The 22080-nt window shown below is 66.1% G+C and carries 23 protein-coding genes and 1 tRNA gene; 16 read left to right on the forward strand and 8 right to left on the reverse strand.

Features of this window, described 5'->3' with window-relative positions; genetic code table 11:
* The first annotated feature begins 59 nt into the window (after positions 1–59).
* A tRNA-Pro gene (locus tag ABD923_RS15220) sits at positions 60–136 on the forward strand.
* A 91-nt stretch (positions 137–227) separates the two neighbouring features.
* Positions 228–1307 carry a 2'-deoxycytidine 5'-triphosphate deaminase gene (locus ABD923_RS15225; RefSeq protein WP_259552778.1) on the forward strand — a complete coding sequence of 360 codons (1080 nt, stop codon included), beginning with the start codon at positions 228–230 and terminating at the stop codon, positions 1305–1307.
* A 186-nt stretch (positions 1308–1493) separates the two neighbouring features.
* Here the strand turns inward: ABD923_RS15225 and ABD923_RS15230 are convergent, their stop codons facing one another.
* Entirely contained in the window at positions 1494–2300 is an 807-nt protein-coding gene (locus ABD923_RS15230; protein ID WP_259552763.1) for a heme-dependent oxidative N-demethylase family protein, read from the reverse strand.
* A 94-nt stretch (positions 2301–2394) separates the two neighbouring features.
* Here ABD923_RS15230 and dddP point away from each other — a divergent pair, with 94 nt between their 5' ends.
* The 3 genes from dddP (at position 2395) to ABD923_RS15245 (ending at position 5376) form a co-directional block, all read left to right on the forward strand.
* The gene (gene dddP, locus ABD923_RS15235) at positions 2395–3726 is read left to right on the forward strand and encodes a dimethylsulfonioproprionate lyase DddP (RefSeq protein ID WP_259552756.1); all 1332 of its coding nucleotides are present in this window, start codon (positions 2395–2397) and stop codon (positions 3724–3726) included.
* Between the two features lie 108 nt (positions 3727–3834).
* Positions 3835–5058 (forward strand): bifunctional alpha/beta hydrolase/OsmC family protein, encoded by a 1224-nt coding sequence (locus ABD923_RS15240; RefSeq protein ID WP_259552754.1) that lies wholly within the window; start codon positions 3835–3837, stop codon positions 5056–5058.
* Between the two features lie 69 nt (positions 5059–5127).
* Positions 5128–5376 (forward strand): DUF6455 family protein, encoded by a 249-nt coding sequence (locus ABD923_RS15245; RefSeq protein ID WP_259552752.1) that lies wholly within the window; start codon positions 5128–5130, stop codon positions 5374–5376.
* Here ABD923_RS15245 and ABD923_RS15250 read toward each other — a convergent pair.
* Positions 5373–5846 (reverse strand): Lrp/AsnC family transcriptional regulator, encoded by a 474-nt coding sequence (locus ABD923_RS15250; protein ID WP_259552749.1) that lies wholly within the window; start codon positions 5844–5846, stop codon positions 5373–5375. The two genes, ABD923_RS15245 and ABD923_RS15250, sit on opposite strands and share 4 nt — an antisense overlap.
* A 139-nt stretch (positions 5847–5985) precedes the next feature.
* On the opposite strand from ABD923_RS15250, the gene cysG reads away from it, so the two are divergent.
* The 6 genes from cysG (at position 5986) to ABD923_RS15280 (ending at position 11494) form a co-directional block, all read left to right on the forward strand.
* On the forward strand, positions 5986–7380 hold the full coding sequence (gene cysG / locus ABD923_RS15255) for a siroheme synthase CysG (protein ID WP_259552746.1): 1395 nt from the start codon (positions 5986–5988) through the stop codon (positions 7378–7380).
* Complete coding sequence (locus ABD923_RS15260) at positions 7380–7679, forward strand: DUF2849 domain-containing protein (protein ID WP_259552744.1); 300 nt, start codon at positions 7380–7382, stop codon at positions 7677–7679. The genes cysG and ABD923_RS15260 overlap by 1 nt, the downstream gene beginning before the upstream one ends.
* Before the next feature lie 20 nt (positions 7680–7699).
* Positions 7700–9370: a nitrite/sulfite reductase gene (locus tag ABD923_RS15265; protein WP_259552741.1), complete on the forward strand. Its 1671-nt coding sequence runs from the start codon at positions 7700–7702 to the stop codon at positions 9368–9370.
* Entirely contained in the window at positions 9360–10112 is a 753-nt protein-coding gene (locus ABD923_RS15270) for a phosphoadenylyl-sulfate reductase (protein WP_259552740.1), read from the forward strand. Before ABD923_RS15265 ends, ABD923_RS15270 begins: the two co-directional genes overlap by 11 nt.
* Before the next feature lie 23 nt (positions 10113–10135).
* On the forward strand, positions 10136–10564 hold the full coding sequence (locus tag ABD923_RS15275) for a DUF934 domain-containing protein (protein ID WP_259552732.1): 429 nt from the start codon (positions 10136–10138) through the stop codon (positions 10562–10564).
* 87 nt (positions 10565–10651) lie between these two features.
* Positions 10652–11494 (forward strand): ferredoxin--NADP reductase, encoded by an 843-nt coding sequence (locus ABD923_RS15280; RefSeq protein WP_310796436.1) that lies wholly within the window; start codon positions 10652–10654, stop codon positions 11492–11494.
* Between the two features lie 111 nt (positions 11495–11605).
* Here ABD923_RS15280 and ABD923_RS15285 read toward each other — a convergent pair whose 3' ends face one another.
* Positions 11606–12463, reverse strand: coding sequence for a translation initiation factor 3 (locus ABD923_RS15285; protein ID WP_259552731.1), 858 nt, complete (start codon positions 12461–12463; stop codon positions 11606–11608).
* A gap of 256 nt (positions 12464–12719) precedes the next feature.
* Here ABD923_RS15285 and infC point away from each other — a divergent pair, with 256 nt between their 5' ends.
* On the forward strand, positions 12720–13211 hold the full coding sequence (infC, locus tag ABD923_RS15290; RefSeq protein ID WP_259552722.1) for a translation initiation factor IF-3: 492 nt from the start codon (positions 12720–12722) through the stop codon (positions 13209–13211).
* 141 nt (positions 13212–13352) lie between these two features.
* Positions 13353–13667: a hypothetical protein gene (locus ABD923_RS15295; RefSeq protein ID WP_259552717.1), complete on the forward strand. Its 315-nt coding sequence runs from the start codon at positions 13353–13355 to the stop codon at positions 13665–13667.
* Positions 13668–13730: 63 nt separating this feature from the next.
* Here the strand turns inward: ABD923_RS15295 and ABD923_RS15300 are convergent, their stop codons facing one another.
* Positions 13731–15038 carry a serine hydroxymethyltransferase gene (locus ABD923_RS15300; protein WP_259552715.1) on the reverse strand — a complete coding sequence of 436 codons (1308 nt, stop codon included), beginning with the start codon at positions 15036–15038 and terminating at the stop codon, positions 13731–13733.
* 141 nt (positions 15039–15179) lie between these two features.
* Between ABD923_RS15300 and ABD923_RS15305 the strand changes: the two genes are divergently transcribed.
* A complete protein-coding gene (locus ABD923_RS15305; RefSeq protein ID WP_259552709.1) occupies positions 15180–16052 on the forward strand; it encodes a LysR substrate-binding domain-containing protein in 873 nt (290 codons plus the stop codon).
* A gap of 53 nt (positions 16053–16105) precedes the next feature.
* Here the strand turns inward: ABD923_RS15305 and ABD923_RS15310 are convergent, their stop codons facing one another.
* The 3 genes from ABD923_RS15310 to ABD923_RS15320 all read right to left on the reverse strand — a co-directional run bounded on the left by ABD923_RS15310 (position 16106) and on the right by ABD923_RS15320 (position 19867).
* On the reverse strand, positions 16106–16897 hold the full coding sequence (locus tag ABD923_RS15310; RefSeq protein WP_259552708.1) for an FAD binding domain-containing protein: 792 nt from the start codon (positions 16895–16897) through the stop codon (positions 16106–16108).
* 18 nt (positions 16898–16915) lie between these two features.
* A complete protein-coding gene (locus tag ABD923_RS15315) occupies positions 16916–19285 on the reverse strand; it encodes a xanthine dehydrogenase family protein molybdopterin-binding subunit (protein WP_259552706.1) in 2370 nt (789 codons plus the stop codon).
* Positions 19286–19381: 96 nt separating this feature from the next.
* Positions 19382–19867, reverse strand: a complete 486-nt coding sequence (locus tag ABD923_RS15320; protein WP_259552704.1) for a (2Fe-2S)-binding protein — start codon at positions 19865–19867, stop codon at positions 19382–19384.
* A gap of 147 nt (positions 19868–20014) precedes the next feature.
* Between ABD923_RS15320 and ABD923_RS15325 the strand changes: the two genes are divergently transcribed.
* The gene (locus ABD923_RS15325; RefSeq protein ID WP_259552702.1) at positions 20015–20554 is read left to right on the forward strand and encodes a GNAT family N-acetyltransferase; all 540 of its coding nucleotides are present in this window, start codon (positions 20015–20017) and stop codon (positions 20552–20554) included.
* Positions 20555–20588: 34 nt separating this feature from the next.
* Positions 20589–21191: a hypothetical protein gene (locus ABD923_RS15330; RefSeq protein ID WP_259552699.1), complete on the forward strand. Its 603-nt coding sequence runs from the start codon at positions 20589–20591 to the stop codon at positions 21189–21191.
* Between the two features lie 110 nt (positions 21192–21301).
* Here ABD923_RS15330 and ABD923_RS15335 read toward each other — a convergent pair whose 3' ends face one another.
* Positions 21302–22060, reverse strand: a complete 759-nt coding sequence (locus tag ABD923_RS15335; protein WP_259552697.1) for a dienelactone hydrolase family protein — start codon at positions 22058–22060, stop codon at positions 21302–21304.
* Between the last annotated feature and the right edge of the window lie 20 nt (positions 22061–22080).

Here is a 22080-nt window from a genome sequence, read left to right on the forward strand (position 1 = left end):
GCAAGCCGCTCTTGGCCCCCTTGCGCCCCGGCTCAAAATCGCTAGAACACCCCTCACGTCGGGCTATGGCGCAGCCTGGTAGCGCGTCCGTCTGGGGGACGGAAGGTCGCAGGTTCAAGTCCTGCTAGCCCGACCATGGAAAAACCGCCTTGCCCTCCGGGGTTGGGCGGTTTTTTCTTGCCCAATCCGAACGCCCGGGCCGAACGCCCAGGAACGAGAGGCCTGCCATGACCGACACCGCTTCCGGAGTGCTGCCCGACCACCGCCTGCGCGCCATGATCGACGCGGGCGAAATCGCGGCCGATCCCGCCGTCACGGCCGGGCAGATCCAGCCCGCCTCCCTCGATCTGCGGCTCGGGACGGTGGCCTACCGCGTCCGCGCGTCCTTTCTTGCGGGCGAAGGCAACAAGCTCTCCGACCGCCTGCCGGAATTCGAGATGCACCGCATGGACCTGAGCAAGGGCGCGGTGCTGGAAAAGGGCTGCGTCTATGTCGTCCCGCTGATGGAGCGGCTTGCCCTGCCCGCCGGTGTCTCGGCCGTCGCCAATGCCAAAAGCTCCACCGGCCGGGTCGATTGCCTGACCCGGGTCATCACCGATGGCGGGACCGAGTTCGACCGCATCGCGCCGGGCTATGCCGGCCCGCTCTATGCCGAGATCTGCCCGCGCTCCTTCTCGGTGCTGGTCAAGCCCGGCCTTGCGCTGAACCAGATCCGCTTTCGCCGGGGCGAGGCGGTGCTGGACGACGACGAATTGCGCAACCGTCACGCCGACACCCCGCTGGTCACCGGCACCGACCGCGCCGTGATCGACGACGGGCTCGGCTTCTCGGTCGATCTTCAGCCCGAGACCGGGACGCTGGTCGGCTACCGCGCCAAGCCCCATGCCGGGGTGATCGACCTGACGCAAATCGGCGCCCATGACGTGGCCGAGTTCTGGGAAGAGGTCCGCAGCGACCGCGGCCGCATCATCCTCGACCCGGGTGCCTTCTACATCCTCGTCAGCCGCGAGGCGGTGACCATCCCGCCCGATTGCGCCGCCGAGATGGCCCCGTATCTCGCCATGGTCGGCGAATTCCGCGTGCATTACGCGGGTTTCTTCGACCCGGGTTTCGGTCACGGCATCCCGGCGCGGGGCGTTCTCGAAGTGCGTTGCCACGAGGCCCCTTTCGTGCTGGAACACGGGCAAGTGGTGGGCCGCCTCGTCTACGAACGCATGGCCGAGGCGCCCGAGCATCTCTACGGTGCCGATCTGGCCTCGAACTACCAGGGCCAGGGGCTGAAGCTCTCCAAGCATTTCAAGGCCTGACCCGCCCCTTCATCTTGGCAAAAAAACCTCCGGGGGAGCGCGCAACGCGCGCGCGGGGGCAGAGCCCCCGTCCCGGCCCGCCCCAACGCGCAACCCTGGCAGAAAAGCCCAACCGCAGCGCGTCAGCGCTGCCACCGCCGTCGCAGATCGCAGGCCGAAGGCCGAGACGCGCGGCAAGCCCCCCGCTCAGACCGACCGGCCCGCGTAGTCGATCGGGTGACGCGCAAGCTCCGCCTGCTGCTCGGGCGTCAACCGCTCGAAGGGCAGGACATAGGTGTGGATCGAGAACACCACCGCCCCCGTCCGCGGCAGGCGCAACAGGCATTGCCGTTCTGAGCGCAGGTAGTCGGGCCGGGTTGTCGGCGTGACGCGCGGTTGCGCCTCGGTCGCGGGCTGAAACAGCGTCGGGTCGGCATAAAGCAACGCGTTCTGCCGCCACAGCGGCCGGCCCGGCTTGATCCCGTCGAACAGGCGCTGCACCCGCGGCGCGATGCCGTCGTCATATTGCGCCACGGGGATATGGATCGCTGTCAGCGGGCGGCCGATCTTCTCGGCCAGCGTCCAACTGGCCGGGAAACACAGAACCGCCGCCGTCAGGACATGCTCATCGGCCCCATCCGGCTTTTGCAGCAAGCACAGATCCTCCTGCACCAACCGCGCCGCGACCACCAGCGGCGTGTCGGAGGCGAGGTCCACCGCCACGCCATCCGGCCGCGTGACCGTCTCGCCCCGCCGTGAAAACCCCTTGGGCAGGTGGGCGAGCACCGTTTCCAGCAGCTCCGCCGACGCGGCCTCAGACCCTGGCGTCTCGGCCCAGACTCGGCCGCGCGCCTCGGCGATCAGCCGGTCGCGCAGCGCCATCTGCCCGCCATAGGCTTCGTCCGTGACCAGCCATTCCGCCATGTCGAGCGGTGCGATCCCCGGCAGCTTGCGGCCAACCGGCGTCATCCAGGGCGCGCTCGGCAGCCGTTCATACAGGACAGGGTCACCCATTTCCGACCTTTCTTGCCGCGAATTGGCGCGCCGGGCCAGTATGACCCTCGCAGGATTTTCCCCATCGCCGCCATGCGCGTGAGGGAGGTGCGCCATGAATGAAGCCTATCGACTGCCCGCGCGCAAGATCGACCCGACCAAGGGCGTCACCCTGCCCGACGGCACCCTCAACGACCAGGACCGGATCGAGATCGGCCCCACGCCGCTGGCCTATGCCGAGTGGGAGGCGGCGGGCCTGACCCTGCCCGATCTGCCCGCCATGCGGGCCTGGCGCTTGCACCGGCTGGTGGACCGTCTGGCCGAGCGCGATTACGCAGGCGTGTTGATGTTCGACCCGCTCAACATCCGCTACGCCACCGACTCGACCAACATGCAGCTATGGAACACCCACAACCCGTTCCGCGCCTGCCTCGTCTGCGCCGATGGGCACATGGTCTTGTGGGATTACAAGAATTCCCCCTTTCTCGCCGATCACAACCCGCTGGTGGCCGAGGTCCGCTCGGGCGCGTCGATGTTCTATTTCGCCACGGGCGACAGCGGCGGTGCGGCGGCGGCGGACTTCGCGGGGCAAGTGTCCGAGATCCTCGGCACCCATGCGGGTACCAACACGCGGCTCGCCGTGGACAAGATCATGTGGCAAGGCGCCCGCGCATTGGAGGCGGCCGGCCTGATGCTGTTCGATGGCGAAGAGGTCACCGAGAAGGCCCGCGCGATCAAGGGCCCCGACGAGGTCCGCGCCATGCGCTGCGCCAGCCATGCCTGCGAGGCCTCGGTCGCCGCGATGGAGGATGCCTGCCAGCCCGGCCTGACCGAGGACGATATCTGGGCCGTGCTGCATGCCGAGAACATCCGCCGCGGCGGGGAATGGATCGAAACGCGCCTTCTGGCCTCGGGGCCGCGCACCAACCCGTGGTTCCAGGAATGCGGGCCGCGCCGGGTGCAGGAGAACGAGATCGTGGCCTTCGATACCGACCTGATCGGCTGTTATGGCATCTGCATCGACATCTCGCGCACCTGGTGGGTCGGCCCCGACCGTCCTCGCCCCGACATGGTCGAGGCGATGCAGCATGCCCATGAGCACATCATGACCAACATGGCGTTGCTGCGCCCCGGCGTTTCGTTCCGCGAGTTGACATTCGGCGGCCACCAGCTCGCCCCGAAATACGACGCGCGCAAGTATTCCTGCCGCTTCCACGGTGTGGGCCTGTGCGATGAATGGCCCCTGATCGCCTATCCCGACCACTACGTCGAAGGCGCCTTCGACTACGAGGTGGAACCCGGCATGACCTTCTGCGTCGAGGCGCTGGTGGGCGAAGAGGGCGGCGATTTCTGCATCAAGCTGGAGGATCAGGTTCTGATCACCGAGGATGGATACGAGACCCTGACGCGCTATCCGTTCGACGCGGCGCTCATGGGCAGCGCCTAGACCGACTCGACACCGCACGGTGCGACACGACCGCGTGACCGAACCCGGCTTCGGGTTGCGACCCGAGGCGACTGCACACATGCTCTGCCGGACTGAAGGAGCGCGTTCATGCCCACCGAAAAACTGACCTTTCCCGGACATGCGGGCGACACGCTCGCCGCGCGGCTGGACCTGCCCGAGGGGCCGCATCTGGCCACGGCGCTGTTTGCGCATTGCTTTACCTGCGGCAAGGATATCGTGGCGGCGCGGCGCATCGCGGCACGTCTTGCCGCCGAGGGGATCGCGGTTCTGCGCTTCGATTTCACCGGGCTGGGCCACAGCGCAGGAGAATTTCGCAATACCTCCTTCACCTCGAACGTGGCCGACTTGCACGCGGCAGCCGCGGCGCTGGCCGAGCGTGGCATGGCCCCGGGTCTGGTGATCGGCCACTCGCTGGGGGGTGCGGCGGTGCTGAAGGCGGCGCGTGGCATCCCGTTGGCCAAGGCAGTCGTAACCATCGGCGCGCCCTTCGACCCGGCCCATGTCACCCACAATTTCGGCGACGCGCTGGAGCGGATCGAACGCGACGGGGCGGGCGAGGTGGATCTGGGCGGGCGGCCCGTGCAGATCGGGCGCGGCTTTGTCGAAGACGTGCAGGGCGAGGCGATTGCCGGGGACATCGCGCATCTGGGACGCGCCCTGCTCGTCCTGCATGCACCGCGCGACGCGGTGGTGGGGATCGACAACGCCACACGGATCTTCATGGCCGCCAAGCACCCGAAAAGCTTCGTCACGCTCGACGATGCGGACCACCTGATCACGCGGGCCGGCGATGCAGAATATGCCGCCGGTGTCATTGCAAGCTGGGCGCAGCGCTACCTTGCGCTGTCGCCCCCGGCCCCGCCGCCCGGCGCCCCCGAGGGCATCACCCGCGTCTCCGAGGCCGACCCGGACGGCTTCCTGCAAGACGTGATGGCCGGGCCGATCCACCATGCGTTGGCGGATGAGCCTCGCAGCTATGGCGGCACCGACCGGGGTTTTACCCCTTACCAGTTCCTCGCCGCGGGTCTGGGCGCCTGCACCTCCATGACCATCCGCATGTATGCGCGGCGCAAGGGCTGGCCGCTGACCCATGTGTCGGTCGATGTGCGCCACGACCGGGTGCATGCGCAGGACGCCAGTGCCCACACCCCGTTAGACCGGTTCACCCGGATCATCACGCTGGAGGGGCATCTGAGCGACGACCAGCGCCGCCGATTGCGCGACATCGCTGACCGGTGCCCCGTGCACAAGACACTGGAGGCCGGTGCGACCGTCGACACCGAGGTAAAATCCACGCCGGCCGCGCCTTGATCCCGATCAAGGCGCGCGGCGTTGCGCCGTCCCAAGCTGCGCCAACCCAAAATGGCAAGGAGCCGCGCGATGGGACTGTTTCGTAAACTCGACTCTGCCAATGAACTGGCAACCGGCATGGCCGTCCGGCTGGGGGTCGATCTGGAATCGGGGTTCGAAACCGGGCCGGTTCAAGCCGCCTACCAGTTTCGCGACATGGTGATGCGCTGCTCGACCTGCACCCACCATGAAGAGTGCCGCCGCCTTCAGGCCCACGCCATCGAGCTGGACTTTCCACCCGCCTATTGCCGCAACCGCGACCGGTTCGAGCGCGGCTAAAGCTCGGCGTCCAGGGGCAAAAGCGGCGACGCCTTGATCTCCTCCATGCTGAGGAGAGCGGTCACGTTGTGGATTTTCACCTCGGAAATGAGCGCCTGGTAAAAGCGGTCATAGGCGCGGGCATTGGGCACCCGCACCTTGAGGATATAGTCGATATCGCCCGCCAGCCGGTGCGCCTCCATCACCTCGGGATGGGCGCGCAGGGTTTCGAGAAAGCGGGTCTGCCACTCGGCCTCGTGCTCGGAGGTGCGGATCAGGACGAAGAAACAGGCCTCCAGCCCCAAGGCGTCGGCATCCAGCAAAACGGTCTGCCGCCCGATCACGCCCGCCTCGCGCAGCTTGCGAATCCGGGTCCAGACCGGCGTCTTGGACGAGCCCACCACGCGCGCGATATCCTCCAGCGACCGGCTGGCATCCTCTTGCAGCGCGGCGAGGATTTTCCTGTCGAGCGCATCGATCTGAACGGGCATTCCGGCCTCCTGACCTGATTGGAACGGTGATCCTGACCCGACCCAGATACGGAACGAACGTCCCTTTTCGCAAGGGATATCTGCCGCCGGTTAGGAAATTATTCTATCTTCGTGGCGAAACACAGCTTCGAGGTTCGCCATGCGACATTTCCCGATCTTCCTAGACCTCGACGGTGCCCGTGTCGTGGTATCGGGCGGTGGCGAGGCGGCGTTGGCCAAGCTGCGCCTGCTGATGAAGACGCGCGCACGCCTGACCGTTTTCGCGACCGATCCCGCGGACGAGGTGATCGAATTGGCCCGCGAAGGACGGATCGCGCTGGTGCGGCGCGCGGTCGAGCCGGGCGATGCGCTCTGTGCACGGCTGTTCTACGCCGCCAATGACGACGATGCCGAGGATGCGCGCGTGGCCACCCTCGCCCGCGCCGATGGCGCGCTGGTCAACTGGGTCGACAATCTGAATGCCTCGCAGTTCATCACGCCCGCGATGGTCGATCGCGACCCGGTGACCGTGGCGATCGGGACCGAGGGCGCGGCCCCGGTCCTGGCCCGCCGCATCAAGGCGCATCTGGAAAGCCACCTGCCGACAAACCTCGGGGTGCTGGCGCGGGCCGGCCAGGCCTTTCGCAAGGCTGCCGAGGCGCTGCCCATGGGTCGCACGCGGCGGGAGTTCTGGGCCGCGTACTACGACCGCGCCGGCCCTCGCGCGCTGGTGCAAAACGGCGCGGATGCCCTCCCCCGAACCTTGCAAGACCTGCTGGACGACCACCTGGCGGCCAAGCCATCGACGGGGCATGTGGACCTTGTCGGCAGCGGGCCGGGCGACCCGGACCTGCTGACGCTGAAGGCGCGGAAATTGCTGGACGAGGCCGATGTCGTGATCCACGACCGGCTGGTCTCCCCCGCGATCCTCGAGCTTGCCCGGCGCGAAGCGGTGCTGATCAACGCCGGAAAGAAGGGCTTTGGCCCCGCCATGTCGCAGGAGGAGATCGGCCGCCTCATGGTCGAGCACGCTGCCCAAGGTGCCCATGTGGTGCGCCTGAAATCGGGCGATCCGGGCGTCTTCGGACGGCTGGACGAGGAGTTGGACGCCCTGAATGCCGCCGGCATCGACTGGGCCATCTGCCCCGGCATCACGGCGGCCAGCGCCGCCGCCGCGCAACTGGGCCAGAGCCTGACCAAGCGGGGCCGCAACTCGGACCTGCGGCTGCTGACCGGCCATGACGTGAAGGGCTTTGCCGAGCAGGACTGGCGCGGGCTGGTACGGCCCGGGATGGTCGCCGCGATCTACATGGGCGCGCGTGGGGCGCGGTTCCTGCAGGGCCGTCTGCTGATGCATGGGGCCAGCCCCGATACGCCGGTCACGGCGGTGGAGAACGCCAGCCGCGTCGAGGCCCGCGTGATCGCCTCGACCCTGGCCGACCTTCCCGCCGATCTGGAGGCCGCCGCGCCCGACGGCCCGGTCATCCTGATGCTGGGCCTTGCCCCCCGCGCCGCCGTCGCCCGCCTGCCCCAGTTGCAAGAGGAGCTTGCCTGATGCCCCGCCCCTTCACCCCCAAGGTGCTGACCGCGAACGACCTGCTGCTTGGCGATGCCGTCTGGCTTGCCCCCGACGGGTCCTGGACCCGGCACATGTCCGAGGCCCTGCTGATCGAGGATCAGGCCAGCGCCGACCTGCACCTGCTGGATGCCGAGGCGCGCGGTCACGAGGTGGTTGGCCCCTACCTCGCCGATGCGCAATCCGGCCCGCATGGTCCCGAACCCACCCATTTCCGCGAAGCGTTTCGCACCCGCGGGCCGTCGAACCGCCCGCACGGCAAACAACAGGCCGCCTGAGCCGCGACAGGAGATCCCCGATGTATCGCTATACCGAGTTCGACCGCGATTTCGTCCGGTCGCGCGTGGCCCAGTTCCGCGCGCAGGTCGAGCGCCGCCTTGACGGCAGCCTGACCGAGGAAGAGTTCAAGCCCCTGCGCCTGATGAACGGGCTTTACCTGCAACTCCATGCCTACATGCTGCGGGTCGCGATCCCCTATGGCACCCTGTCGGCGGAGCAGATGCGCCAGCTCGCCATGATCGCCGAGCGGTGGGACAAGGGCTATGGCCATTTCACCACGCGCCAGAACATCCAGTTCAACTGGCCCAAGCTGGCCGATGTGCCCGACATCCTCGACGCGCTGGCCGATGTGGGGATGCACGCCATCCAGACCAGCGGCAACACGATCCGCAACGTGACCGCCGACCATTTCGCCGGTGCTGCCGCCGACGAGGTGGCCGACCCGCGCCCGGTGGCCGAGCTGATCCGGCAATGGTCGACCGACCACCCCGAATTCCAGTTCCTGCCGCGCAAGTTCAAGCTGGCGGTCACAGGCAGCCCCGAGGACCGCGCGGTGACGGCCGCCCATGACATCGGCCTGCGCCTCGTGCGGCAGGACGGAGAGTTGGGCGCGCAGGTGCTGGTGGGCGGCGGGCTGGGCCGCACGCCGATGATCGGCAAGGTGCTGCGCGACTTCCTGCCCCTGCCCGACCTTCTGCCCTATCTCGAAGCCATCGTGGCGACCTACAACCTGCTGGGGCGGCGCGACAACAAGTACAAGGCGCGGATCAAGATCACCATGCATGAACACGGGCTGGAGGAAATCCGCGATCTGGTCGAGGCTGAATTTCCGGCCCGCAAGGCGCTGTTCGGCGGCATCGATCAAGAGATGCTGGCCGCCATCACCGCGCAATTCGCCCCGCCCACCTTCGAGACGGATGCCGAGGGCGATGTCCCTGCGTGGTATCACGGCGACCCGGTCTTTCGATCCTTCGTCGATACCAACACCGCCCCGCACCGCGCCCCCGGCTACGCGATCCTGACCGTCTCGCTGAAGGCGCCGGGGGAGACGCCGGGCGATGCCACGGCTGAGCAGATGCGCGTCCTCGCCGATCTGGCCGAGCGCTACGGCCATGGCGAATTGCGCATCAGCCACGAACAGAACGTCATCCTGCCCCATGTGCCGCGCCGACACCTCAAGGCGATCCACGATGCGCTGCGCGAGGCAGGGCTGGCCAGCGCCAATGTCGGGCTGGTCTCCGACATCATCGCCTGCCCCGGCATGGATTACTGCGCCCTCGCCACCGCGCGTTCGATCCCGGTCGCGCAGCAGATCGCCAAACGGTTCGAGGAGCTGAAGCTGGAGCATGAAATCGGCCCGCTGAAGATCAAGATTTCGGGCTGCATCAATGCCTGCGGGCATCACCATGTCGGGCATATCGGCATTCTCGGCCTCGACCGAGCCGGGGTGGAGAATTACCAGATCACGCTTGGCGGTGATGGCGGACCCGACGCCGTGATCGGCGAACGGGCGGGGCCGGGCTTTGCCTATGACGAGATCGTGGATGCGATCGAACGGCTGGTTCGTGCCTATCTGTCCTTGCGTGAGACCCCGCAGGAGACTTTTCTGCAGGTGCATAATCGGATAGGGTCCGACCTGTTCAGGAGCGCGCTATACGATCTGGAAAAGGACAGTGCCGATGCTGCCTGAGCCCGTCGCGTTTTCGCCCGTGCCCCAACGGGTGACGCGCCTGAACGAGCGATACCGACACCACTCCGCCACCTCCGTTGTCGAACGCGCGCTTGCCGATGCCGATACGGGCCGTGTCGCGCTGGTCTCGTCCTTCGGGGCGGAGTCGGTGGTTTTGTTGCACATGGTTGCCGTGATCGACCCGCAAGTGCCGGTCCTGTTCATCGATACCGAGATGCTGTTTCCCGAAACGCTCGACTACCAGCGCGAGGTGGCCGACCACCTCGGCTTGCAGGATCTGCGCGTGATCCGGGCCAGCCGGACGCGGATTGCCGCGATTGACCCGCAGGGCGACCTGCACCGGACCGATCCCGACGCCTGCTGCACCCTGCGCAAGACCGAGCCGCTGGAACATGCCCTCGCGCCGTTCGACGCCTGGATTACCGGGCGGAAACGGTTCCAGGGCGGGCAGCGGTCCGCGCTGGAGTTCTTCGAGGCCGAGGGGGCCGCGCGGATCAAGGTGAACCCGCTGGCCCATTGGCGGGCCGAGGACGTGCAGGACTACATGGTCAACAACCACCTGCCCCGGCATCCGCTGGTCGCGCGCGGTTTTCCGTCAATCGGCTGCGCGCCCTGCACCACCCCCGTCGCACAAGGCGAAGACCCGCGCGCCGGGCGCTGGCGCGGCACCGGGAAAGAGGAATGCGGTATCCATTTCGTGGATGGAAAGATCGTGCGCGGCCCGTTGCGGCACGCATCCTGACGCCCAAGGAAAGGACAGATCAGATGACCGAAACCGTGATCGTGCGCGACGATGGCTTTGCCGCCGATGGCGTGACCCATACGTTTGCCCCCCTGGCCGAGCTTGGCCCGGGCGGCGCAACGGCTGTCGAGATCGGCCCCTCCGACGACGTGGCCGCGCTTGCGCCGCATCTGGGTCACATCTCGATCCTGCGCATTGCCTTCCCGAGTTTTGCGGATGGGCGCGGCTTCACCCTTGCCCGGCGCCTGCGCGCCATGGGCTATACCGGGACGCTGCGCGCCTTCGGGCATGTGCTGGCCGATCAATACGCCATGGCGCGCCGCGCGGGCTTTGACGAGGTCGAGATCGACGCGGCGCTGGCCGCCCGGCAGCCCGAAGCGCAATGGCTGGCCCGGGCCGATTGGCGTGCAAACGACTACCAGGGGCGGTTGCGCGGCCAAGCTGCCGGTTGACGCCACGCCGCCCCTGATCCAGATCAAGGATAGCGCCAGGCCCAAGGGCTAAGCCCTCACTGTTCCCAAACGAGCGAGCCCAATCCCGTGAAAGACATCGACGCAGCCGCACCCGCCAAGGCCAAACCCGCCCTTCCCGACGCCCAGACCGTCACCGAAGTGAAGCATTGGACCGACCGTTTGTTCAGCTTCCGGTGCACGCGGCCCGCCTCGCTGCGGTTCCGCTCGGGCGAGTTCGTGATGATCGGCCTGATGGGCGATCCCGACCCGAAAACCGGCAAGTCCAAACCGATCCTGCGCGCCTATTCCATCGCCTCTCCCGCCTGGGACGACGAGTTGGAGTTCTACTCGATCAAGGTGCCGGACGGCCCGCTGACCTCGCGCCTGCAACATATCGAGGTCGGGGACGAGATCATCCTGCGGCCCAAGCCTGTCGGCACGCTGGTGCATGACGCGCTGCTGCCGGGCAAGCGGATCTGGTTCTTTGCCACCGGCACCGGCTTTGCGCCCTTCGCAAGCCTCCTGCGCGACCCGCAGACCTACGAGGATTACGACGAGGTCATCATCACCCATACCTGCCGCGAAGTGGGCGAGCTGCAATATGGCAAGGAGTTGATCGACTCGATCCGGCAGGACGAATTGCTGGCCGAACTGATCGGCGAGGGTTTCGCCGACAAGCTGCGCTACTACCCGACCACCACGCGCGAGGAGAGCGCGAAGATGGGCCGCATCACCGACCTGATGCGCTCGGGCGAGGCGTTCCGCGACCTCGGCGTCGAGCCGCTGAACCCCGAAACCGACCGCGCGATGATCTGCGGCAACCTCGCCTTCAACCTCGAACTGAAGGACATGCTCGAAGAATACGGGCTGGAGGAAGGCGCCAATTCGCAGCCCAAGCAATACGTCGTTGAAAAGGCGTTCCTCGACTGAACGACACCGGGCAACGCGCCGGAAACAAACAAAAACCCCCGCTGGCCTTGGGCCGCGGGGGTTTTCTTTTCGCCTGGCGGGCGGCCCGCCGTTGCAAGCCGCCCGAAGGGTTTACTGGTCGAGACCGAGCAGACCGCGCACGGTTTCCAGCGCGCCCGGCAGAAGATCCGGGTTGTCGCGGGCGCCTTCCAGCGCGGTGCGGGCGGTCGTTTGCGCGACCGGGCCAAGGTCCGAGTTCTCGACCGCCTCGATGGCGGCGTCGTAGTCGAACCCGTCGACGCTGAAGATCTCGGCCATGTCGGCGTCACCGGCCTCGGCCGCGACGGCTTCGGCAGCGGCCTCGGTTTCGGCGGCTTCCTCGGCGACCGCGTCAGCGGCCCCTTCCACGGCATCCGCGCCCTCGGCAGCAGCCTCAGCCGCGGCTTCGGTCGTTTCATCGGCGGCCTCGTCGATGGCGTCCGCCGCCTCGTCGGCGGCGTCGGCGGCTGCATCCTCTGCCGCGTCAGCAGCCTCGGCGGCCTCATCAACGACGTCTTCCGCGGTCTCTTCGGCGGCGTCGGCGGCATCCGCCGCAACGTCCGCGGCGTCATCGGCGGCTGCGGCAGCCTCGTCAGCGGTTTCTTCAACCACCTCTTCGGCTGCCTCGGCGGCCTCGTCAGCCTCGCCCATCACCTCGTCGACCACCTCTTCGACGGCATTCTCGGCTTCGGTCACGGCCTCTTCCACGGCTTCGGCGGCCTCCTCGGCCATCTCACCGGCGGCGTCGACCGCTTCCTCGACCGCTTCTTCCACGGCTTCAGCGGCGGCGTCGGCGGCATCGCCCGCCTCTTCGGCGGCATCACCGGCTTCTTCCACGGCGGTGTCGACGGCCTCATCCATCTCTTCCGAGGTCATCTGACCCTGGCTCAGGAAATACCCGCCCGCGCCAAGCGCGGCGAGTATGACGATAATAATCAGCGCACGACTCATTTTTTCCCCCATGGGTACTGCAATACGATGGCCGAGGTTTACATGGCGCCCTCGGCGTCTGCAATGCTGCAACCGCGAAGGCGCGAACACCGGCAAGGCCCCGCTGTCGGCTTTCCACGCCAGCGCCTAGCAATTCGCCTTGAACATAGGGGGGTTGAAGGATACTTTATCGGCCTCGAACCAAGGTTACAGAAGGACGATAACCATAGCCCGCAGACCCCATAACGCGCCGCCCACCCGTGACACCGGCCCGCGCGTGAATGAGAAGATCCGTGCCCCCGAATTGCGCCTGATTGGCGCAGAGGGTGAGAACATCGGCGTCGTGACGCCGGAACAGGCGATGGATCTGGCCGCAGAGGCCGGCCTCGATCTGGTCGAGATCTCTCCGAACGCCACGCCGCCCGTGTGCAAGATCATGGATTTCGGCAAGTTCAAATATGAACAGCAGAAGCGTGAAAGCGAAGCGCGCAAGAAGCAGAAGACCATCGAGGTCAAAGAGGTGAAGTTCCGTCCCAACACGGACACCCATGACTACGAGGTCAAGATGCGCAACGTGACCCGCTTCCTGGAGGCGGGCGACAAGGTCAAGGTGACCCTGCGCTTCCGCGGCCGCGAGATGGCGCACCAGAGTCTCGGGCGCGAATTGCTGGAGCGGGTCGCGGCGGATGTCGAGGGGCTCGGCAAGGTCGAGAACATGCCCAAGATGGAAGGCCGCCAGATGGTCATGATGATCGGGCCGTCCAAGTAATCGGCTGGACCCGGCTGACCGTCGAACAAGGCGCGCCCGCAGCGGCGCGCCTTTTGCGTTTCATCCATGTGACGCGGAGGTGAGTGGTGCCGCGTCGGAAAACAGGATAAACTGCGCAGGTCGCATCCCGGAGGCCTTGGCATGAAATCCGCCGCCCTGCCCGTTCTGATCTGCCTCGGCCTTGGCGCACCAGCCGGGGCCGATGGCATCCAGTTGTCCGGCACCGCCGAAATGGGCCTTGTCGGCGGAAGCGCGTACGAGGGTGGCGCGCAGCTTCTCACCAGTGTTGAGGCGACCGTCCTGTTCAGCACGACGACCGATGGCGGGCTGACGATCGGCTTCGAGGCCGATCTTTCGGAACTCATGACCGAGGATGGCTTGCAGTGGCCACCGCCTTCCGCCCGACAAAGCCGGCCACCTTACCATCCGCGTTTTGGCGACAGAGCATTGGAATGACCCCGCGCTGTCTTGCGCGCGGGGCTCTCGGCGTGGGCCGGCCAATCACCATACACCCTTGATTTAGTGCACGAAGTGAACCCGGTCGAAGGATTGGCGCCAATCCGAGACCTCGGGCAGAATCGCCTCTCCGCCCAGGCCGCGCGTGATAAGGTCGGCAAGGCGATCCGCATCACTGGCGGTCATGCCCCAGCGGACGAGTTCGGGCGTACCGATCCGAAGGCCGTTCATGTCCCCCTCGACCGGGTCCACCGGCAGGCCGATGCCGCAGGCTAGGAACCCCGCCTTGCGCAGCAGTTTCGACGCCGCCTGCCCGCCGCCATAGGGCGCGGCCAGGACCGCGAACTGGTGTGACTTCGTGGCCCCCTCGGCGCCGTTGAAGACGGGAACGCCCTTGGCGTCCAGCGCCGCGGCCAACGCCTGGGACATGGCGATCATCTCGGCGGCATAGGCTTCGCCGAAATCGCGCCAGTCCAGCATGGTCACCGCCAGCGCCGCGGTTTTCGCCGCGTCGAAATTCGCGGTCATGCCGGGAAAGGCGATGGTGTCGAGCGCCTTGGCGATCTCGGCATCGTTGGACACGATCAAGCCGCCCGCCGGGCCACCGAGGCTTTTGTAGGTGCTCATCGTCATGAAATGTGCGCCCTGTTTCAACGGGTTGGACCACGCGCGGCCCGCAATGATCCCGCATTGATGGGCGGCGTCGAACATCAGCCTGGCGCCGACCTCGTCGGCAATTGCGCGGACCTCGGCGACGGGATGCTCGAACAGGTTGAGGCTACCGCCGATGGTGATCAGCTTGGGACGCTCGGCCAATGCCAGCGCGCGCAGGCCCTCCAGATCGACGGTGTAGCCATCGGCATTGACCGGCGCTTCGACCGTGCGCAAGCCGAACAGCCCCGCGCAGCCCGCCAGGTGGTGCGTCACATGCCCGCCGATCGAGGCCGGGGGCGCGATGATCGTGTCGCCCGGTTTGCAGGTCGCCATGAAGCCGTAGAGGTTGGCAATCGCGCCCGAGGGCACCCGCACCTCGGCAAATTGCGCGTCGAACACCCCGGCGCAGAGTTCGGCCGCGATGACCTCGATCTCTTCGATGGCCTCAAGCCCCATCTCGTACTTGTCGCCGGGATAACCCAATGACGGGCGCGACCCGATGCCCGAGGACAAAAGCGCCTCGGCCTTGGGGTTCATCACGTTGGTCGCGGGGTTGAGGTTGAAACACTCTTTCTCGTGGATGCGGCGGTTTTCCTCGGCCAGCGCCTCGATCCGGGCCAGGGCCGCTGCGGACGGGGTGGTGGATGTTTCGCCCGCGATCTTCTGAACGAGGGTTTCGCTGGGGCTGGGTACCCATTCTCTCTGAGCAAGCGTCATCTGCAGGCCTCCTGTTTGGGGCCACTCTGGCGCGGCCGGCGTGACGGCGCAAAGCAGATTTGCTAATTCTCGGGCTAGAAAAACTAAGGCTACATGATGAGCGTTTCCCCCAAGCGACCCAAAGGCCCTCCCCTGAATGCCATGCGGGCGTTCGAGGCGGCGGCACGCCATGTCAGCTTCGCCGCCGCGGCCGAGGAGCTGAACGTCACGGCGGGCGCGATTTCTCAACATATCAGGACTTTGGAGGATTGGGCAGGCACGCCGCTGTTTCGGCGCAATGCCCAGGGGGTCGCGCTGACATCCGCCGGGCGGGCGCTGGTCGCAGATTTCACCGTGGCGTTCGACCGCTTGGCCGATGCCACCCGCGCCCTGCGCAATCTCAAGCCGAATGCCGATTTCCACATCGCCGCCCTGCCCTCGGTTGCCCAGCTCTGGTTGCCCCGGCGGCTCAGCCGGATCCGGGCGCAATTCCCCGAGATCAGCTTTTCGGTGACGGCGATGGAAACCCCACCCAGCCTGTCGCGCGAGTTGTTCGACCTGTCGATCTTCTTCGCCACGCCGGACGGGTCACCGGGGCAACGTGTGATCTGCCCCGACGAGATCGTGCCGGTCTGCGCCCCGGACCTTCTGGCGCGCGCTGGCAAGCCGTTGGAGTTCAGCCGCCTTCCGCTACTGCATGACCAGACATGGCAAGAGGATTGGCACCTCTGGTCGCAGGCGGCGGGCGTCCCGCTCGGCGATGACCAGAAGGGCGCGCGGTTTTCGCTCTACAGCCTTGCGGTGGAGGAGGCGAAGGCAGGCGCCGGGCTGTTGATGGGCCATCTCTGCCTGCTGGAGGATGCCCTGGCCAGCGGCGCCCTCGTCAAGGCGCATGGGCGGTCATGCCGGACCGGGCGCGCGTTGGTCGTGCAGGCCCCCGCGCAGCACCCGCAGACGGCCCGAGACGGACCGCGTCATCGCGCTTCTGAGCGATTGATCCAAGCCGGGCGCGAACGGACAAACGACCGGACATGAAAACGCCCCCGCCCGTGTCAGGCGGAGGCGGAGTGATGGTCTCAAGGGCAGGTTCAGGACGCGGCGGCGACCGCGCGGCCTGTCATGACCTTGACCAGATGGGCGCGATACTCGGCCGAGCCGTGCAGGTCCGCGATCATGTCGCCCGAGGGCGGAGACAGCGCATCGATGGCGTCCTTGGTGAAGGACCCGTTCAGCGCCTCTTCGGCCTCGGTCCAGTGGAACACCCCGTCGGACGAGGCCCCCGTCACCGCGACGCGCACCCCGTCGGCGTATTTCGCGACGAAGACACCCACCAGCGCAAAGCGCGAGGCCGGCTGCACGAATTTCTGGTAATTCGCAGCCTCGGGCACCGGGAAGCGCACCTCGGTGATGATCTCGCCCTCGTCGAGGGCGGTGGCGAACATCCCTTGGAAATAGTCGTCCGCCGCGATCTCGCGCGTATTGGTGATGATCGTGGCCCCCGACCCCAACGCCGCCGCCGGGTAACAGGCCGAGGGGTCATTGTTGGCAAGGCTGCCGCCGATCGTGCCCCGGTTGCGCACCGCCGGGTCGCCGATGCGCCCCGCAAGCGCCGCCAAGGCCGGGTAATGCGCCGCGGCCTCGGCCGCGACGGTGGCGTGGGTGGTGGCCCCGCCGATGCAGACCTCGCCCGCGTCCGACAGGCAGATGCCCTTCATCTGGTCGATCCCCGTCAGGCTGACCAGAACCTCCGGCGCGGCGAGGCGCTGTTTCATGGTGGGCAGCAGGGTTTGCCCGCCCCCCAACGCCTGCGCCTCTTCGGCACCGAGGGCCGCGACGGCCTCGTCGATGGTGCCGGGCTTGGAAAATTCGAAATTATACATGAGCCTCTCTCCTTTTCCTCAGGCCTGGTGCATGGCCTGCCAGACGCGATGGGGCGTCAGCGGCATGTCGATATGCATCACGTGGGAATGTCCACCCCGATGCAGCGCGTCCACCACGGCATTGACCACGGCGGGCGGTGAGCCGATGGCCCCGGCCTCGCCACAGCCCTTTACCCCAAGCGGGTTGTGGGTGCAGGGCGTCTGGCAGGAATGGTCCACCGCATAGAACGGCACGTCGTCGGCGCGCGGCATGGCATAGTCCATGTAGCTGGCCGACAGAAGCTGCCCATCCTCGTCATAGGCGCAGTTTTCGAGCAAGGCCTGCCCGATGCCTTGCGCGAGGCCGCCGTGAACCTGTCCATCCACGATCATCGGGTTGACGATATTGCCGAAATCGTCGGCCGCGGCGAAGGACAGGATCTCGACCTTGCCGGTATCGGGGTCGACCTCGACCTCGCAGGCATAGGCGCCCGCCGGGTAGGTGAAGTTGTTGGGATCGTAGAAGGCGGTTTCCTCCAGCCCCGGCTCCAACTCCTCCAACGGGTAGTTGTGGGGGACGTAAGCGGCCAGCGTGACATCGCCCCAGGCGACCGACTTGTCGGTGCCCGCGACGGTGAACTCGCCGTCCTTCAACTCGATATCGCCCTCGGCGGCCTCCATCAGGTGGGCGGCGATCTTTTTCGCCTTGGCGATGATCTTCTCGGTCGCCCGGACCATCGCGGACCCGCCCACGGCGAGAGAGCGCGAGCCATAGGTGCCCATGCCCATCGGCGTGTTGGCGGTATCGCCATGGACGATCTCAACCATGCCTTCGTCGATGCCGATCATATCGGCCACGACCTGCGCGAAGGAGGTCTCGTGCCCCTGCCCGTGGCTGTGGCTGCCGGTCATCACGACCAGACCGCCGGTGGCATTCACCCGCACGGTGGCCGATTCATAGAGACCCGCGCGCGCGCCCAACTGGCCGACAAGGGCCGAGGGGGCGATGCCGCAGGCCTCGATGTAGGTGTTGATGCCGAGGCCACGCAGCTTGCCGCGCGCCTTGGACTCTGCCGCGCGGGCCTCGAACCCGTCGCGGTCGATCATCTCCAGCAGCTTGTCCATCGTCGCGTGGTAGTCGCCCGTGTCGTATTCCACGGCGACCGGCGTCGCGTAGGGGAACTCGGTCACGAAGTTCTGGCGGCGCAGTTCCACCGGGTCGACGCCCAACTCGCGCGCGGCCTTGTCGATCACGCGCTCAAGCTGGAAGGTCGCCTCGGGCCGGCCCGCGCCGCGATAGGCATCGACGGGCACGGTGTTGGTGAAGACCGCCTTCACGTTCACGTAGATCAGCGGCGTCTTGTAGTTGCCCGCCATCAGCGTGCCGTGCAGCCACGTGGGCACCGAGGGCGCGAAGGTCGACAGATACGCGCCCATGTTGGCGTAGGTTTCCGTGCGCAGCGCGGTGAAGTTGTTATCCGCGTCCAGCGCCAGTTCGATCTTGGTGACATGGTCGCGGCCCTGCGCGTCCGAGATGAAGGCCTCGGACCGGCTGGCCGTCCATTTCACCGGGCGCTGGATCGCCTTGGCGGCAAAGGTGCAGAAGGCTTCCTCGGCATAGTGGAAGATCTTGGAGCCGAAGCCGCCGCCCACATCGGGGGCCACGACGCGCAGCTTGTGTTCGGGGATGCCCAGCACGAAGGCGCCCATCAGCAGGCGGATCACATGCGGGTTCTGCGAGGTGGTGTAGAGCGTGGATTCGTCCGTGCCGGGCGCATAGTCGCCCACGGCGACGCGCGGCTCCATCGCGTTGGGGGCGAGGCGCTGGTTCACCAGTTCCAGCGTGGTGACATGCGCGGCCTCCTCGAAGGCCTTGTTCACCGCGTCCTTGTTTTCCTCGACGAAGCCCCAGTCATAACAGAGGTTGCTGTCCAGCTCGTCATGCACCTTGGGCGCACCGTCCTGCACCGCGGCCTTCATGTCGATGACGGCGGGCAGTTCCTCGATATCCAGCTCGATCGCCTCGGCGGCAGAGCGCGCCTGCGCGGCGCTTTCGGCCACCACGGCGCAGATCGGGTCGCCCACGTGGCGCACCTTGCCCTGGGCCAGGATCGGGTGCGGCGGCTCCTGCATCGGGTTGCCGTGCCGGTCCGTGACCTGCCAGCCGCAGGGCAGACCGCCCACGCCTTCGAAATCCTTGCCGGTGAAGATGCGGATCACACCCGGCATCTTTTCGGCCTCGGACGTGTCGATCCCGTTGATCTTGCCATGCGCCATGTCCGAGCGCAGGAAATGCACATAGGCCTGGCCCATGAGGTTGATGTCGTCGGTGTAGCGGCCGCGCCCGGTCAGAAAGCGCAGGTCCTCGCGCCGCTTGCTGCTGGCGCCGATGCCATGATCCTTCGGCATGGTCGTCCTCCCTGTAAATCAGATCGCTGATCCGCGGCCCGCCACCATAGGGGGCCGTCGGGAAAGGGGGGCCTCCTCCTGCCCCCGCGGTCGCGGTTATTCCGCGGCGATGGCGCCGACGTCCTGCCCCGAGGCCGCCATGATCGCCTTGACGATATTGTGGTAGCCCGTGCAGCGGCAGATATTGCCTTCGAGATACTCCCGGATCTCGCGCTCGGTCGGCTTGGGGTTGTCCTTGAGCAGCGCCGCCGCCGACATCACCATGCCCGGCGTGCAGAAGCCGCATTGCAGCCCGTGATGATCCTGGAACGCCTGCTGGATCGTCGAGAGCGAGCCATCGGGGTTTGCCATCCCCTCGATCGTCTTGACCTCTGCGCCCTCGGCATCGAGGGCCAGCACCGAGCAGCTTTTGACCGCCTCGCCGTTCATATGCACCACGCAGGCGCCGCATTGGCTGGTGTCACAGCCGATATGGGTGCCGGTCATCTTGAGCCCGTCGCGCAGGAACTCGGCCAGCAGCGTGCGGCCCTCGACGTCGCCGGAAACGGTTTTCCCGTTCACGGTCATCGTTACCTGGGTCATTCAATTCCTCCCTTGGTTATTGCGCGGTATCCAAGCACGGAACCGGGCGTCTGCAAACGGAAAATTTTCGTGACCGGCGCAACGGTTCGTTCGCGTTGATCTGCACGACCGGGCGGTGCTACCGCTTGACCAACGGGAGGCGCGCAGATGCAGTTCACACAGGACGTTGCGGGACAGGAACCCGAGGTCATCGCCTTGTTTTCGCGGGTTTTCACCGAGTCCGAGGGCGAAGAGGAAGGCGCGCTGATCGGCACGCTGGTGCGCCAGATGCTGACCCGCACACCCGAACCCGACCTTGTCCCCTATGCCGCCTGGGAAGAGGGCGCGCTGATCGGCGCCGTCCTGTTCAGCCGGCTTGCCTTCGCGCAGGACCCACGCACCGTGTTCCTGCTGTCGCCGATGGCGGTGGAGACGGCGTGGCAGGGAAACGGGGTGGGCCAGGCCCTCATCCGCCATGCGCTGAACGATCTGCACGGTCGCGGGGTGGATGTCGCCGTCACCTATGGCGATCCGGCCTTTTACGGAAAGGTCGGGTTTCAGCCCGTCACGGTCGAGGAGGTCGCCGCCCCCCTGCCACTCTCGCATCCCCATGGCTGGATCGCGCAATCGCTGGATGGGGCGCCCTTGTCCCCGCTCGTCGGCGGGTCGGCCTGCGTGGCGGCGTTGGATAACCCGGTCTACTGGTGAAATAGTCCAAAGTAGCAAGCGCTGGAAGTAACAAATGATATCCCCGCAAAAACGCTCTGACGACATCACGCAATTGATCGTGAAGGCACATTCTGACTACCAAAAAATGAGCGGGGTTTGGTTATGGGAAGGAGCCGAGTATTATCTCACATGCAAGGTTGCCGAAGGAATTTGGGGATTTAGCAATGGAAAGCTGTTGTGCTCTGTCGAGAACCCAGTAAAAGAATTTCCCGTTTCACCGGGGCGACCCGCTCTCGATACTAGAAACAATGGTAGGTTTGACATTGGCATTTGGACACCTGATTGGTACCCCAACGGGGTTATTGAAGTGAAGAGTTCCGTCAGCCCTTCAACTTGCGAACCAGATATCAGGAGATTGGCGGCCTTTTCGGTCGCCTCCGCAGACCCAGTTCTCGCTTCCTTCGCATACTACAAATCGTTTTCTGCTCTGCGACCGGAGGCATTGGAGAGATCCATCCAAACGCATACTCAAAAGTTAACTAAACTATTTGAAGTGCAAAAAACTGCGAGAAATCTGAGTGTTTCTTACTCCAGTCGAAAGACTGAGGCCGAGAGTGGTGAAAGCGATTTGAGTCAAGCATTAGCATTTTCGGCCACGTTTCGAAGAAAGAGTTGACAGTAATCTTTGCGGCACCTTGGCATTGTGGCCGTGAAGCAAACCAAGAAAAACTCGCATCAAAAAAAGGGGCGGCCCGAAGGCCGCCCCACCCTGTCCTGTCAACGCTGTCACAGGCTCTCGTCCAGGAACTCCAGCAGGCCGGTCCAACTGCCTTGATCGGCCTCGAGATCGTAATCGCGCGAGCCGTAGACGGTGAAGGAATGGCGCGCGCCGCCGAAGATCTGCGCGTCATGGGGCACGCCCGCCGCGTTCAACTCCGCCATGACAGCCGCCAGGTCGCCGGGGCCCGAAACCGGATCCGCGGAGCCGTGGAAGAACATGATCGGTGCGCCATTGGCCGAGGAATAGTCCTGACCCTCCGGCGTGGGCAGACCGCCATGGAAGCTGACAAACCCGTCGAGGTCGGCCCCCGCACGAGCGGCCTCCAGAACCGCCGCACCACCGAAGCAGTAGCCCATCAAGACCATGTCGTCGCCGACCCCCTCAAGGCCCTCGGCCGCCATGATCGAGCCCATCAGGCGCTCGCGGAAGGTCTCCCGGTCGCCGTAAAGCGCGCCGGACAGCGCACGATACTCGTCCATGCTCTGCGGGTCTGTCTCGGCGCCGTAGACGTCGATGGCAAAGGCGGTGTAGCCAGCCTCGGCCAGCATCTCGGCGCGGCGCTCCTCGTAGTCGGTCATGCCGTCCCAGTCATGGACGATCAGAACCGTTCCGCGCGTTTCCTCCAGCGCGGTGTTTCGTGCCAGGTATCCTTCGAATTCCATGTCGCCGACCGTGTAGGTCACGTGTTCGCCCACAATCTCGGCCGTGGCGAGCGAGGGCAGAGCCGCCGCGATCAGGGCGGTGGCAAGAAGGCGCTTGGGCATGTGGGTCTCTCCCTTGGAGT

The sequence above is a fragment of the [Roseibacterium] beibuensis genome, from assembly GCF_039542305.1.
GTDB lineage: Bacteria > Pseudomonadota > Alphaproteobacteria > Rhodobacterales > Rhodobacteraceae > Roseibacterium > Roseibacterium beibuensis.

Bases quoted from the DNA above. Each gene is read 5' to 3' on its own strand.
- ABD923_RS15295 (WP_259552717.1), top strand. From the start codon at position 13,353: ATGAAATCCGCCGCCCTGCCCGTTCTGATCTGCCTCGGCCTTGGCGCA.
- ABD923_RS15230 (WP_259552763.1), bottom strand. From the start codon at position 2,300: ATGGGTGACCCTGTCCTGTATGAACGGCTGCCGAGCGCGCCCTGGATG.
- ABD923_RS15285 (WP_259552731.1), bottom strand. From the start codon at position 12,463: ATGAGTCGTGCGCTGATTATTATCGTCATACTCGCCGCGCTTGGCGCG.
- ABD923_RS15245 (WP_259552752.1), top strand. From the start codon at position 5,128: ATGGGACTGTTTCGTAAACTCGACTCTGCCAATGAACTGGCAACCGGC.
- ABD923_RS15225 (WP_259552778.1), top strand. From the start codon at position 228: ATGACCGACACCGCTTCCGGAGTGCTGCCCGACCACCGCCTGCGCGCC.
- ABD923_RS15300 (WP_259552715.1), bottom strand. From the start codon at position 15,038: ATGACGCTTGCTCAGAGAGAATGGGTACCCAGCCCCAGCGAAACCCTC.
- ABD923_RS15325 (WP_259552702.1), top strand. From the start codon at position 20,015: ATGCAGTTCACACAGGACGTTGCGGGACAGGAACCCGAGGTCATCGCC.
- ABD923_RS15240 (WP_259552754.1), top strand. From the start codon at position 3,835: ATGCCCACCGAAAAACTGACCTTTCCCGGACATGCGGGCGACACGCTC.
- ABD923_RS15250 (WP_259552749.1), bottom strand. From the start codon at position 5,846: ATGCCCGTTCAGATCGATGCGCTCGACAGGAAAATCCTCGCCGCGCTG.
- ABD923_RS15265 (WP_259552741.1), top strand. From the start codon at position 7,700: ATGTATCGCTATACCGAGTTCGACCGCGATTTCGTCCGGTCGCGCGTG.
- ABD923_RS15275 (WP_259552732.1), top strand. From the start codon at position 10,136: ATGACCGAAACCGTGATCGTGCGCGACGATGGCTTTGCCGCCGATGGC.
- ABD923_RS15310 (WP_259552708.1), bottom strand. From the start codon at position 16,897: ATGTATAATTTCGAATTTTCCAAGCCCGGCACCATCGACGAGGCCGTC.
- ABD923_RS15315 (WP_259552706.1), bottom strand. From the start codon at position 19,285: ATGCCGAAGGATCATGGCATCGGCGCCAGCAGCAAGCGGCGCGAGGAC.
- ABD923_RS15335 (WP_259552697.1), bottom strand. From the start codon at position 22,060: ATGCCCAAGCGCCTTCTTGCCACCGCCCTGATCGCGGCGGCTCTGCCC.
- cysG (WP_259552746.1), top strand. From the start codon at position 5,986: ATGCGACATTTCCCGATCTTCCTAGACCTCGACGGTGCCCGTGTCGTG.
- ABD923_RS15305 (WP_259552709.1), top strand. From the start codon at position 15,180: ATGCGGGCGTTCGAGGCGGCGGCACGCCATGTCAGCTTCGCCGCCGCG.
- ABD923_RS15320 (WP_259552704.1), bottom strand. From the start codon at position 19,867: ATGACCCAGGTAACGATGACCGTGAACGGGAAAACCGTTTCCGGCGAC.
- ABD923_RS15330 (WP_259552699.1), top strand. From the start codon at position 20,589: ATGATATCCCCGCAAAAACGCTCTGACGACATCACGCAATTGATCGTG.
- dddP (WP_259552756.1), top strand. From the start codon at position 2,395: ATGAATGAAGCCTATCGACTGCCCGCGCGCAAGATCGACCCGACCAAG.
- ABD923_RS15270 (WP_259552740.1), top strand. From the start codon at position 9,360: ATGCTGCCTGAGCCCGTCGCGTTTTCGCCCGTGCCCCAACGGGTGACG.
- ABD923_RS15260 (WP_259552744.1), top strand. From the start codon at position 7,380: ATGCCCCGCCCCTTCACCCCCAAGGTGCTGACCGCGAACGACCTGCTG.